The following is a 14118-nucleotide window of genomic DNA, read 5'->3' on the forward strand; positions in this document are numbered from 1 at the left end:
AAATACTAGTAAAACATAAATACCATAGCAGCATCAACCAAATAAGCATTCATCAGGGGGACATTATGCGTATCGTGATTCTCGGCAGCGGCGTGATCGGTGTGACCAGCGCGTATTACCTGGCCCAGGCCGGCCATGACGTGACGGTATTGGACCGCCAGAGCGCCTCCGCCCAGGAAACCAGCTTCGCCAATGCCGGCCAGATTTCCCCCGGTTACGCTTCCCCTTGGGCCGCGCCCGGCATTCCCCTGAAAGCGCTGAAATGGATGGTGCAGCGCCATGCGCCACTGGCCATCCGTCCGGACGGTACCTTGTTCCAGTTGCAGTGGATGTGGCAAATGCTGCAGAACTGCAATGCCGAGCGTTATGCCGTCAACAAGGAACGCATGGTGCGCCTGGCTGAATACAGCCGCGATTGCTTCAAGGCGCTGCGCGCCGCCACCGGTATTCAATACGAAGGCCGCCAGCAAGGTACGACCCAGCTGTTCCGTACCCAGCAGCAGCTCGATGGCGCGGCCAAGGATATCGAAGTGCTGAAAGAAACCGGCGTGCCGTTCGAATTGCTGACCCGTGACGAGCTGGTCAACGCTGAACCGGGCCTGGCCCGTTCGAAAGACCGCCTCGTGGGCGGCTTGCGCTTGCCCAACGATGAAACCGGCGATTGCCAGCTGTTCACCACGCGCCTGACGGCCATGGCGGAAAAGCTGGGCGTCAAATTCCGCTACAACGTCAATATTTCCAGCCTTGCCATGGCCGGCGATGAAGTCAAAGGCGTGATGACGGAAACCGGCCTGGTGGAAGCGGACAGCTTTGTCGTGGCGCTGGGCGCGTACTCGACCCAGCTGCTGGCCGACATCGTCAAGATTCCCGTGTACCCGCTGAAGGGGTATTCGATCACCGTGCCGATTGTCAACGCGGACGCGGCGCCCACGTCGACCATCCTGGATGAAACGTACAAGATCGCCGTGACCCGCTTTGACGACCGCATCCGCGTGGGCGGCATGGCGGAAATTGCCGGCTTCGACAAGCGCCTGAACCCGCGCCGCCGCGAAACGCTGGAAATGGTGGTCAATGATTTGTTCCCGGGCGCCGGCGACACGGCCAAAGCAGCATTCTGGACCGGCCTGCGCCCAATGACGCCGGACGGCACGCCGGTCGTGGGCCGTACCGGGGTGCGCAACCTGTTCGTCAACACGGGCCACGGCACCTTGGGCTGGACCATGTCGTGCGGCTCTGCACAATTGCTGGCCGATATCATGTCGGCCAAGCGTCCGGCCATCAAGGCGGACGACTTGTCGGTGAGCCGCTACAGCCGCGAACGCGCTGCCGGCCGTCCGGAATTTGCCAACGCGTGACGCGGGTTAGCGTGGCGGCCGATGTGCCGCCGCCACGCCTGACCATCCTTCCATTGTGGCAGCCGGGTCCCATGCGTATAATTTTTGCATGAACAAACTCGAAGCCTACGGTCACATCGCAGCCCTTGCGATACGCGGCGACCTCGTTTTCCCCACCAGTGTCAATGCAGCGCTGCGCGTGCAGCTGGCGCTGGACGATCCTGACTGTCCCATCGAAGAAGCCATCCGCCTGGTGCTGCAAGAGCCGCAATTGGCGGCGCGCACGGTGGCGCTGTCGAATTCCGCCATGTTCAACCGTACCAGCGGACCGGAAGTGGTCAATGTGCGTTCCGCCATCATGCGCATCGGCTACCACAACTTGTTTGCGCTGGCCGCTGCCATGGTGGTGCGCTCGTTTGGCGCCAAGATCACCAATCCCGACGTGCGGGCCAAGGCCGAGCAGCTGTGGCAGCACACGGTGCACGTGGCGTGCCTGTCCCGCATCCTCGCACGCGAAGTGACGGGCGCCAATCCCGATACGGCGCTGTTCGCGTCCATCGTGCATGAAGTGGGCAATTTTTATTTGCTGTCGCGCGCCGATGAATTCCCCGGGCTGCTCGATGACGATCCCGACAACTGGCAGCCGGCCAGCGAGGAAATCATTACGCGGGAAGTGCTGGCCAAGCTGAATGTGCCGGAACCCGTCAGCACGGCGATCCAGAATTTGCGCGATGGCTTCCTGCAAATTCCGCCGGAAACCTTGCTCGATACGCTGATTTTAGCGAATCAGCTGTCGCCGGTCGCATCGCCGATGGCGCCGCCGCCACGGGAATTGCCGCCACAAGGCGATTCCGTCATTGACCTGTTCATCGATGATGAGATGATGGAAAGCATCATGGCGGAAGCAGAGCGCGATGCGGCTGCCATGAATGCGGCTTTATTGGTGTGACTGCCGCCCTGCGCACTCACTGCCGCGGAACGAATTCAAGAGGCTGGGCTTCCGCCGCCAGCCCCTTGCGCGGCAGCAAGCGGGCCAGCGTCAAGCCATCAAGCACGTGCAAATACGCTTCCGTGGCTTCCTTCAGCTTGAACTTCAAATAGCAATTCCCGTCCAGCACGCACGAATTGTGTTCCGTGTCGAAGCACTCGGCCATGAAGAAGTCCGATTCGCTCTGGCGCACGACTGCGCCGATATTGATTTCCTCGGGTTCCTTGCCCAGCCGTAGGCCGCCATTGCGGCCCCGCACGGTTTCCACCAAACCGTTGACGCCCAGCTGGTGGATCACTTTGGTCAAGTGGTTTTTCGAAATAGCGTGCAAGTCCGCAATATCCTGGATCGTGACCAGACGGTCCCGGTTCATGCCCAGGTAAATCAGCGAACGCAGCGTGTAATCAGTAAACGAAGTCAGTCTCATGGCGGGTATGTCAGCGTCGCGCAAGCGGGTTGGGCGTCGGCTCCCCTACCTTCTGCAACAAATTACGGTCTATATGGTGGAAGGGCTCGTCTTCTTTGCCACGAATCAGCATCACGGTATCTTCCTCATACCCCCACGTGCCGTCATCGTGAATCGTAACCTTGATCCGGTATTCGACTGTCTTGAATCCATATTCCAGGAATGGGTTCGAGCGTATGCCATACGTTTCCGACGCGCGTTCAGCCACCAGCTCAAACGTTTTCGCATCCGGTTCGGCCGTGCCGGACGCCATCGCGATCTGGCCGCGTGGAATCGCCAGCGTCTGGATCACGGTCTTGGTGGCCGGCTCCCACAGCCAGTAGCCAACCTGTTCATGGTAGGTTTTCACCTGGTCTGGCTTGGTAATGAAAATCACATAGCGCAAGCCATAAAACAGTTGCGGGCCATTGGTGACCGGGTCGATCGGCTGCAGCTCGATGCGCTCCACATACGCCTGCTTGCGGGGACCGTCTTTTTTCGGCTTGATGTCGAGGCCGCGCTCACCTTGCCACACGCCGGCCATCGCCGTCAGCGGGCCCAGGTTCGCCAGCGTGTTGACGTCCACGTCGGACGGTTCGGTATAGATGTCGTCGGAAAATTCACTCATGGCGCGCGGTACAAGAAGTTGCAGTATGTCCATTTTAATGCAACTCCCCGCCCGCTGCCCGCAGTGTTTACGCCATGCTCCATTCCGGCATTTCCGCGTCCGCCTGCCCTTCCAGCATCCCCTGGATCAATTCCGGCGCCACCGGGCGGCTGAACAGGTAGCCCTGCATGTCATGGCAGCCGCTCTCGTGCAGGAAACTGCGCTGCTGCGTGGTTTCCACGCCTTCCGCAATGACACGCAATTGCAGCTGGTGCGACAGTGAAATAATCGCACGGGCAATCGCCTGGTCGTCGCTATTCGTGTCGAGGTCGCGCACAAACGATTTATCGATCTTCAGGCTGCTGATCGGGAACGATTTCAACGCCGCCAGGCTGGAATAACCGGTGCCGAAGTCATCGATCGACAGCGAAATCCCCATGGCTTTCAATTCCCGCATCTTGGCAACCGATTGCTGCAAGTCGCGCATGATCAAGCTTTCCGTGACTTCCAGCTCCAGCCATTTCGGGTCCAGGCCGGAAATTTCCAGCGCGCGCCGCACCCGCGCCACCAGCCGCGCATCGTCAAACTGGCGCGGCGACACGTTGACGGAAATGGTAATCGGGTGCAAGCCCATGTCTTGCCATGCGCGGCCCTGGCGGCATGCCGTCAGCAGCACCCATTCGCCAATCGCGACAATGGCGCCGCTTTCTTCCGCCAGTGGAATGAACTGGTCCGGCGGCATCATGCCCCGCTCCGGATGGCGCCAGCGCAGCAGCGCTTCCACGCCAAACACGCGGCCCGTTTCCAGCCGCACTTTCGGCTGGTATTGCACGAGGAATTGTTCGCCGTGCAGGGCCGTCCTCAGCCCTTCCATCAGCGCGAGTTTTTCTTCCAGGCTGGCGTTCATTTCCTGCGTATAGAACTGCACATTGTTCTTGCCCGTATCCTTGGCGCGGTACATGGCGGCGTCCGCGTTCATCAGCAAGGTGTCCGGGTCGCTGCCGTCGCGCGGGTACATGGCCACGCCGATGCTGCAGCTGACCTGCACGGGCTGGCCGTCCAGCACCACGGGCTGGATCACGGCTTCCCGTATCTTGTCCAGCAACACCATCAATGCGCTTTCACTGTCATGCTGCTCTGGCAATACCAGCACGAATTCATCGCCGCCAAAGCGGCCCACCGTATCATGGCGGCGCACGCAGCCCACCATGCGCGACGCGACTTCCTTCAGCAATTCATCGCCCGCCGTATGGCCCAGGCCATCGTTGACCAGCTTGAAACTATCGAGGTCGATAAACGCCACGGCCACTTCGCGGTCATTGCGCTCGCCATGCAAAATCGCCTGGCGCAGACGGTCGTCAATCAGGCTGCGGTTCGGCAAGCCCGTCAGCGTGTCATGGTGCGCCATGTGGACGATGCGTTCCTCGGCCAGTTTGCGCTCGCTGATGTCGCGCACGATGGCCACGACGCCGTCGGCCACGGCCACCACTTGCCAGTGCAGCCAGCGCGCATGCAGTTGCGGCATCGTGTTATGCAATTCCGCTTCATACACGCCGCCTTTGCACATGATGCGCTCCAGCTCGGCAAAGATGCCGTTGTGGCGCGCTTGCGGCAGCCATGCGCTGAGCATCATGCTCTGCAATTGTTCGCGCGACAAGCCCGTCAATTTTTCCGCGCGGCTGTTGGTGGTGACGATACGGAAGTCCGTCACGGCGCCTTTGCGGTCACGCTCGCCCTGCAGCACGAAAAATGCATCCATGTTTGCTTCGGATGCGGCCGCATACGTTTCATTGGCGCGGCGGATGCGGCGGCGCGCCCGCGCGCCCTGCCATGCCCAATACCACGCCAGCGACGCCAGCACCACCAGCACGGCGCTGGCCACGCCCGCTTCCATCAGGCTGTTGCGGCGGCGCTGTTCAAATTGCGCCAATTGTTCGCGCTCGGACAAGCCGGCCAGCGCCAGCAGCGGGAAGCCTTGCAGCTGGCGCGCCGTCGCATAGCGCGACACGCCATCCCACGAATGAATGGCCGGCGCGCCGACTTCCGCGCGCACGTCGATCTGGTCGCCCCAGGAAATCTTGTCGCCGGTGCGCAGTGCGCGCACGACGCCATCATTGCCAACCAGCGCCAGCACGCCCTGCTCGCCCTGGCGGCGGCGTTCATAGCCAGCCGTGAAATAGCCGGGATCGACTTCCATGATGACGATACCGGCGAATTCGCCATCCGCATCGTTGATGCGGCGCGTGAAATGCAGGCGCGGATCGCCCGCCGCATCGTCGGCTTGCGTTTCGCCCACGCGCACATCCTGGCCGGGCGTATCGCGGTGCACGCGGAAGTAAGGCTGCGTGGCAACGGACAGCGCGCGGGCAGCAGGATTGCGCGCCACGATGCGGCCCTGCGCATCGGCTATGCTGACGGTAAAGACCAGGCCAGACGGCAGCAAGCCGTGCGAATTCAATTCCTGCAGCGCACCGGCCGCCCCCTTGCGTTCGACCGCATAGGCGACCACGCTCAGCGTCTGTTCGATGCCGGCCAGGTTGCGCGACACTTGCGCTTCATACGTGTCAGCCAGCTCTTGCACGGAGTCAGCCGCCCCGGCGCGTGCCGCGTGGCGTTCAATGTCGATGAAATGGAAGGTAAAGGCCCAGATCGCGCCCAGCAGCAGCGCCATTGTCAGCGGCAACGTCACGTACGTTTCCAGCGCCAGGCGCATCCATTTACTGTGCGCGGTGGTGGAGAAATGGCGGACGTGACGTGCTTTTGGCATGGGGAAATGTATCCAAATGGGCGCGCGCGTGCACCTAAACTACGGGAACCGGGCGCAAACCCAGCACTGTAAATCAATTGCTAGTAACTGTCGATTAATTTCTATCTTTCACTACACATTGTATTTATGAAAACAATAATCTGGCTTAAAAAATAAAAAAGGCAAGACCGCAGCCTTGCCTTTTACGTGCCGGCGGGCTGGCGCCCGCCTACGCATGCTTACTTCGACGCCAGGATGCCACCCTGGCCTGCACTGCTGGACAGCGCCTTCAGACGCAAGTCGCTGTCGCTAGCCGCCAGGTCTGCCGCACCATTGAGCTTGGTGGCGTCAAACTGGTCGATGGCTGCCGCCAGTGTCGCGACACTGGCGTTGACGGTACTGCCGCCATCCATCGCCAGGGCGCCGCCACCTTGCGGCGTGTCGCCGGTGAAGGACGACATCGACTGCACCAGTCCGCTGACATTGCCGCGCAGGCTGGACGCATCGCCACCCACGTTGCGGCCGGCGAACCATACGTCGGCTGCGTCATGCGTCTGGCCATCGGCAGTTTCGTATGTCGACGTCAAGCCCACGAGGTTGCCATTGTTGATGTCGCTGCCGGCTTTCGCATCCAGGCTCAGACTCGTGATGTTCAAGTCAGCCAGCGATTTCAATTCGCTTGCCGAGCTAACGCCATCCGCATTGCCATCCACCCATACGCGCAAGTTGCCGAAGGCCGCGTCGGCACTGGTCAGCTTGCCGTCGCCATTGATGTCGAGTTCCGCCAGCGCCTGGTAGCCGTTCAATGCTTTCGCACCGTTCGCCAGGATGGTGCCGGTACCGAACAGTTCGGAGCCATCATCGATGGAACCATTGCCGTTGCGGTCCAGTGCCAGCAAGCCGTCGCCACCGCCAACCCAGCCAGTGCCCGCCTTGTTGCCGGAACCGGTCAAGTCAAACGTGACGCCTGCGTTGAAGGCCAGCGTCTGGATGCCGTTGCCATCCAGGTCCAGCACGATCGGCGAGTCGCCTGCCGCCAAAGCATTGACCTGGGCAGTGTTCAAGGCCGCCGTCTGCAAGGTCGTCAGCGCATTCACTTGCGACGTCAACAGCATCGACAGCTGCAAGGTCGTCAGGCCGGCGAACTGCTCGGAATTCAAGCCGAGGATGGTTGACGTCCGCAGCGCCGTCACATCGGTGGTTTCCAGCGCCGAGATTTGCAAGGTCGTCAAGCCCGTTACCTGCTTGCTGGTCAGTGCAGCAAACTGGCTGGTCGACATCGCGACCAGCTGGTCCGTCGTCAAGCCGGTGATCTGCAAGGTCGTCAGCGATGCGACGGCGGACGACTTGATGCCAGCCACGTCGATGGTATCCATCTTCGTGATTTGCGCCGAACTCAAGCCGGCCAGTTGCGTCGTGGACAGTGCCGCCACTTGCAGCGAGTCCATCGCCACCAGCTGGTCCGTCGTCAACGCAGCAATCTGCGTGGACTTCAGGCCGGCCAGCGACTTGGTCGTGATGGCCGCCACGTCTTCCGTACCCAGTGCGGCAATCAAATCGGTACCCAGCGCCGACAGTTGTACCGAGCTCAGCGCAGCAACTTGCGTATCGCTCAGCGAAGCAGCCTGGTTGGTGTTCAAGGCTGCCAGCACCGACGAACTGAGCGCCGCGATTTGCTGCGACGTCAATTCGCCCAGCTGTGCCGTCGTGATGGCGGTGACTTGCGTCGACTTCAGTGCGCTGATGACGGAAGTCTTCAGCGTATCGATGTCGGCCGTTGCAATGGCGCCGATGGTATCGGTGGTCAGTGCAGCGAATTGCATGCTCGTCAGGCCAGCCAGCTGCAGGCTGTTCAACGTTGCCAACTGGTTCGAATTGAAGCCAACGGCCACTTGCTTGGTCGTCATCGCACCGATCTGTGCCGACGTCAGCGCGTCGATCTGGTCGGTCGAGATTCCGGCCATCTGCAGCGTGGTCAGCGACGAAATCACGCTGGTCTTGATCGCTGCCAGGTCCGCATCTTCCATTGCGCGGATTTGCGAGCTGTCCAGGCCGGCCAGTTGCGTGCTGGTCAGCGCAGCCACCTGGCTGGTTTCCAGCGCCACGACTTCGGCCGTGTTCAGTGCGCCAATCTGCGTGGACTTCAGGCCAGCCAGCGCCTTCGTGGTAATCGCGGCCACATCATCCGTGCCCAGCGCAGCGATGCCATCGGTGGACAGTGCCGACAGTTGCAGCGACGTCAGCGCAGCCACTTGCGAGTCATCCAGCGCCGACACTTGCAGCGTGTTCAAGGTGCTGATGACCGACGTGGTCAGCGCGGCAATCTGCGTGGACGACAGTTGGCCCAATTGCGGCGTGGTCAATGCCGATACCTGGCTCGACTTCAGCGAAGCAATCACCGTGGTCTTCAGCGAGCTGATCGCATCGGTGGCAATGGCGCCAATGGTGTCCGTCGTCAGCGCCGCGAATTGCGCACTGGTCAGGCCCGCCAGCTGCACGCTGTTCAACAGCGACAACTGGTTGGAATTCAAGCCCGTCGCCACTTGCTTGGTGGTCAGCGCGCCAATTTGTGCCGACGTCAGCGCGTCGATCTGGTCGGTCGAGATACCGGCCATCTGCAGCGTGGTCAGCGACGAAATCACGCTGGTCTTGATCGCTGCCAGGTCCGCTTCTTCCATTGCGCGGATTTGCGACGAATCCAGGCCGGCCAGTTGCGTGCTGGTCAGCGCACCCACCTGGTTGGTATCCAGCGCCACGACTTCGGCCGTATTCAAAGCGGCGATTTGCGTGGACTTCAGGCCAGCCAGCGCCTTCGTGGTAATCGCGGCCACATCATCCGTGCCCAGCGCAGCGATGCCATCGGTGGACAGTGCCGACAGTTGCAGCGACGTCAGCGCAGCCACTTGCGAGTCGTCCAGCGCCGACACTTGCAGCGTGTTCAAGGTGCTGATGACCGACGTGGTCAGCGCGGCAATCTGCGTGGACGACAGTTGGCCCAATTGCGGCGTGGTCAACGCCGAAACCTGGCTCGACTTCAGCGAAGCAATCACCGTGGTCTTCAGCGAGCTGATCGCATCGGTGGCAATGGCGCCGATGGTATCCGTCGTCAGCGCGGCGAATTGCGCACTGGTCAGGCCCGCCAGCTGCACGCTGTTCAACAGCGACAACTGGTTGGAATTCAAGCCCGTCGCCACTTGCTTGGTGGTCAGCGCGCCAATTTGTGCCGACGTCAGCGCGTCGATCTGGTCGGTGGAAATACCGGCCATCTGCAGCGTCGTCAGCGACGAAATCACGCTGGTCTTAATCGCTGCCAGGTCCGCATCTTCCATTGCGCGGATTTGCGACGAATCCAGGCCCGCCAGTTGCGTGCTGGTCAGCGCGCCCACCTGGTTGGTGTCGAGCGCGACGACTTCCGCCGTGTTCAGTGCACCAATCTGTGTGGACTTCAGGCCAGCCAACGCCTTGGTCGTGATGGCAGCTACGTCATCCGTACCCAGCGCAGCAATGCCATCGGTGGTCAGCGACGACAGTTGCAGCGACGTCAGGGCCGCCACTTGCGTGTCGTCCAGCGCCGATACCTGCAAGGTGTTCAGGCTATTAATGACCGACGTGCTCAGCGCGGCAATCTGCGTGGACGACAGCTGGCCCAATTGCGGCGTGGTCAACGCCGACACCTGGCTCGACTTCAGCGAAGCAATCACCGTGGTCTTCAGCGAGCTGATCGCGTCGGTGGCAATGGCGCCGATGGTGTCCGTCGTCAGCGCGGCAAATTGCGCGCTGGTCAAGCCGCCCAGTTGCAGGCTGTTCAAGACCGACAACTGGTTCGAGTTCAAGCCCGACGCCACTTGCTTGGTGGTCAGCGCACCAATTTGTGCCGACGTCAGCGCATCGATCTGGTCGGTCGAGATACCGGCCATTTGCAGCGTCGTCAGCGACGAAATCACGCTGGTCTTGATCGCTGCCAGATCCGCATCTTCCATTGCGCGGATTTGCGAGCTGTCCAGACCGGCCAGTTGCGTGCTGGTCAGCGCACCCACCTGGTTGGTGTCGAGCGCGACGATTTCCGCCGTGTTCAGTGCGCCAATCTGCGTGGACTTCAGGCCAGCCAGCGCCTTCGTGGTAATCGCGGCCACGTCATCCGTGCCCAGCGCAGCGATGCCATCGGTGGACAGTGCCGACAGTTGCAGCGACGTCAGCGCAGCCACTTGCGAGTCGTCCAGCGCCGACACTTGCAGCGTGTTCAAGGTGCTGATGACCGACGTCGTCAGCGCGGCAATCTGCGTGGACGACAGCTGGCCCAATTGCGGCGTGGTCAACGCCGAAACCTGGCTCGACTTCAGCGAAGCAATCACCGTGGTCTTCAGCGAGCTGATCGCATCGGTGGCAATGGCGCCAATGGTATCCGTCGTCAGCGCGGCGAATTGCGCACTGGTCAGGCCCGCCAGCTGCACGCTGTTCAACAGCGACAACTGGTTGGAATTCAAGCCCGTCGCCACTTGCTTGGTGGTCAGCGCGCCAATTTGTGCGGACGTCAGCGCATCGATCTGGTCGGTGGAAATACCGGCCATCTGCAGCGTCGTCAGCGACGAAATCACGCTGGTCTTAATCGCGGCCAGATCCGCATCTTCCATTGCGCGGATTTGCGACGAATCCAGGCCCGCCAGTTGCGTGCTGGTCAGCGCGCCCACCTGGTTGGTGTCGAGCGCGACGACTTCCGCCGTGTTCAGTGCACCAATCTGTGTGGACTTCAGGCCAGCCAGCGCCTTGGTCGTGATGGCAGCTACGTCATCCGTACCCAGCGCAGCGATGCCATCGGTGGTCAGCGACGACAGTTGCAGCGACGTCAGGGCCGCCACTTGCGTGTCGTCCAGCGCCGATACCTGCAAGGTGTTCAGGCTATTAATGACCGACGTGCTCAGCGCGGCAATCTGCGTGGACGACAGCTGGCCCAATTGCGGCGTCGTCAACGCCGACACCTGGCTCGACTTCAGCGAAGCAATCACCGTGGTCTTCAGCGAGCTGATCGCATCGGTAGCAATGGCGCCTATGGTGTCCGTCGTCAGCGCGGCAAATTGCGCGCTGGTCAGGCCGCCCAGTTGCAGGCTGTTCAAGACCGACAACTGGTTCGAGTTCAAGCCCGACGCCACTTGCTTGGTGGTCAGCGCACCGATTTGCAGCGACGTCAGCGCGTCAATCTGGTCGGTGGAAATACCGGCCATCTGCAGCGTCGTCAGCGACGAAATCACGCTGGTCTTGATCGCTGCCAGGTCCGCATCTTCCATTGCGCGGATTTGCGACGAATCCAGTCCGGCAACTTGCGTGCTGGTCAGTGCGCCCACCTGGTTGGTATCCAGCGCGACGACTTCGGCCGTATTCAAAGCGGCGATTTGCGTGGATTTCAGGCCGGCCAGCGCTTTCGTGGTGATAGCTGCCACATCGTCCGTACCCAGTGCGGCAATGGCATCCGTGGTCAGCGACGACAATTGTGCAGACGACAGCGCTGCCACTTGCGTGTCATCCAGTGCCGACACTTGCAGCGTGTTCAGGCTGGCAATGACGGACGTGGTCAGCGCGGCAATCTGCGTGGACGACAGCTGGCCCAATTGCGGCGTCGTCAACGCCGACACCTGGCTCGACTTCAGCGAAGCGATCACCGTGGTCTTCAGCGAGCTGATCGCGTCGGTAGCAATGGCGCCAATGGTGTCCGTCGTCAGCGCGGCAAATTGCGCGCTGGTCAAACCGCCCAATTGCAGGCTGTTCAAGACCGACAACTGGTTAGAGTTCAAGCCCGAAGCCACTTGCTTGGTGGTCAGTGCGCCAATTTGTGCCGACGTCAGCGCGTCGATCTGGTCGGTGGAAATACCGGCCATCTGCAGCGTCGTCAGCGACGAAATCACGCTGGTCTTGATCGCGGCCAGATCCGCATCTTCCATTGCGCGGATTTGCGAGCTGTCCAAACCGGCCAGTTGCGTGCTGGTCAGCGCACCCACCTGGTTGGTATCCAGCGCGACGACTTCGGCCGTATTCAAAGCGGCGATTTGCGTGGACTTCAGGCCAGCCAGCGCCTTCGTGGTAATCGCAGCCACATCATCCGTGCCCAGCGCAGCAATGCCATCGGTGGTCAGCGACGACAGTTGCAGCGAACTCAGCGCGGCCACTTGCGTGTCATCCAGTGCGGACACTTGCAAGGTATTGAGGCTGCTGATGACGGACGTGCTCAGCGCGGCAATTTGCGTGGACGACAGTTGGCCCAATTGCGGCGTCGTCAACGCCGATACCTGGCTCGACTTCAGCGAAGCAATCACCGTGGTCTTCAGCGAGCTGATCGCATCGGTAGCAATGGCGCCGATGGTGTCCGTCGTCAGCGCGGCAAATTGCGCGCTGGTCAAGCCGCCCAGTTGCAGGCTGTTCAAGACCGACAACTGGTTCGAGTTCAAGCCCGACGCCACTTGCTTGGTGGTCAGCGCACCGATTTGCAGCGACGTCAGCGCGTCGATCTGGTCGGTGGAAATACCGGCCATCTGCAGCGTCGTCAGCGACGAAATCACGCTGGTCTTGATCGCTGCCAGGTCCGCATCTTCCATTGCGCGGATTTGCGACGAATCCAGTCCGGCAACTTGCGTGCTGGTCAGTGCGCCCACCTGGTTGGTATCCAGCGCCACGACTTCGGCCGTATTCAAAGCGGCGATTTGCGTGGACTTCAGGCCAGCCAGCGCCTTCGTGGTAATCGCGGCCACATCGTCCGTGCCCAGCGCGGCGACGCCATCGGTCGTCAGCGCCGACAGTTGCAGCGAATTCAGTGCGGCCACTTGCGTATCGTCCAGCGACGACACTTGCAGGGTATTGAGACTGCTGATCACCGACGTGCTCAGCGCAGCAATTTGCGACGACGACAGTTGGCCCAATTGCGGGGTGGTCAGTGCCGAAACCTGGCTCGACTTCAGCGAACCAATGACGGTCGACTTCAGCGCGCTGATGGCATCGGTGGCGATGGCGCCGATGGTGTCCGTGGTCAGCGACGAGAACTGTGCGGTCGTCAAGCCTGCCAGCTGCAAGCTGTTCAATGCGCCGATCTGGGCCGAATCAAAGCCGCTGGAGATTTGCTTGGTCGTCAGGGCGCCGATTTGCGCGGACGTCAACGCATCGATCTGGGCGGTGGAAATACCCGCCATTTGCAGCGTGGACAGCGACGAAATCACCGTGGTCTTGATTGCCGCCAGGTCCACGTCTTCCATGCCGCGGATTTGCGCGGACGTCAGGCCGGCCATCTGCGACGTGCTCAGCGCGCCAATTTGCACGCTGTTCATTTGTTCGATTTGCAGCGTCGTCATCGCGCCGATCTGGCTCGACTTGAAGCCGGCCATCGCGGTGGTCGTCAGCGACGACAGCTGGTCCGTGGTCAGGGCTGCCACGGAATCCGTGTTCAGCGCCGCCAGCTGGGACGATTTCAGGGCGGACAGTTGCAGCGTATCCAGCGCAACGATGTCCGTGGTGTTCAGGCTGCTGCTCAACTGCTGGGTCGTCAGCGCACTCACCTGCGCAGTCGACAGCACGCCGATTTGAACGGACGTCAGGGCGTCAACCTGCAAGGTCGTCATCGCAGCCAGCGCCGACGACTTCAAGCCTGCAATGGAATCCGTGGACAGCGCGACGATTTCATCGGAAGTCAGCGCCTTAGCTTGCGACGTGCTGAAGCCGCCGATCTGGTACGACGACAGTGCAGCGATTTGCAAGGTCGACACAGCCGACACCTGCAACGTCGATAGATAGCCGACCTGGGCCGACGTCAATGCCTTGACTTGATCTGTCGTCAAAGCCCCCAGTTTCTCCGTACCCAGCGCACTGATATCCGCCGAGTTCAGGCCGGATATGGTTTCTGTGCTGAGGGAAGCAATCTGGAAGGTGTTCAGTAATGAAATAATGCTAGCCACTTCCATTCTCCTTGTGAAAGACACCGCGCAGTACGGCGACGCTTAATTGATGAAAACGGCAAAGCCC

6 protein-coding genes are annotated in these 14118 nt (G+C 61.1%); 2 read left to right on the forward strand and 4 right to left on the reverse strand.

The window, feature by feature from the left end; all coding sequences use genetic code 11:
• The first annotated feature begins 65 nt into the window (after window positions 1-65).
• Together GM668_RS17750 and GM668_RS17755 are read left to right on the forward strand one after the other, a co-directional pair.
• Window positions 66-1355 carry a D-amino acid dehydrogenase gene (locus GM668_RS17750; RefSeq protein ID WP_155440280.1) on the forward strand — a complete coding sequence of 430 codons (1290 nt, stop codon included), beginning with the start codon at window positions 66-68 and terminating at the stop codon, window positions 1353-1355.
• Between the two features lie 88 nt (window positions 1356-1443).
• The gene (locus GM668_RS17755) at window positions 1444-2283 is read left to right on the forward strand and encodes an HDOD domain-containing protein (protein WP_155440281.1); all 840 of its coding nucleotides are present in this window, start codon (window positions 1444-1446) and stop codon (window positions 2281-2283) included.
• Window positions 2284-2299: 16 nt separating this feature from the next.
• On the opposite strand, the gene GM668_RS17760 is transcribed toward GM668_RS17755, so the two are convergent.
• The 4 genes from GM668_RS17760 to GM668_RS17775 all read right to left on the reverse strand — a co-directional run bounded on the left by GM668_RS17760 (window position 2300) and on the right by GM668_RS17775 (window position 14051).
• Window positions 2300-2749 carry an RrF2 family transcriptional regulator gene (locus GM668_RS17760; RefSeq protein ID WP_155440282.1) on the reverse strand — a complete coding sequence of 150 codons (450 nt, stop codon included), beginning with the start codon at window positions 2747-2749 and terminating at the stop codon, window positions 2300-2302.
• 10 nt (window positions 2750-2759) lie between these two features.
• Window positions 2760-3395: an FABP family protein gene (locus GM668_RS17765; RefSeq protein WP_155440283.1), complete on the reverse strand. Its 636-nt coding sequence runs from the start codon at window positions 3393-3395 to the stop codon at window positions 2760-2762.
• 67 nt (window positions 3396-3462) lie between these two features.
• Entirely contained in the window at window positions 3463-6141 is a 2679-nt protein-coding gene (locus GM668_RS17770; protein WP_155440284.1) for a bifunctional diguanylate cyclase/phosphodiesterase, read from the reverse strand.
• A gap of 218 nt (window positions 6142-6359) precedes the next feature.
• Complete coding sequence (locus GM668_RS17775; protein WP_155440285.1) at window positions 6360-14051, reverse strand: SPM autocatalytic domain-containing protein; 7692 nt, start codon at window positions 14049-14051, stop codon at window positions 6360-6362.
• Window positions 14052-14118 lie beyond the last annotated feature (67 nt).

Source organism: Pseudoduganella ginsengisoli, assembly GCF_009720865.1.
Classification (GTDB): Bacteria; Pseudomonadota; Gammaproteobacteria; order Burkholderiales; family Burkholderiaceae_D; genus Rugamonas; species Rugamonas ginsengisoli.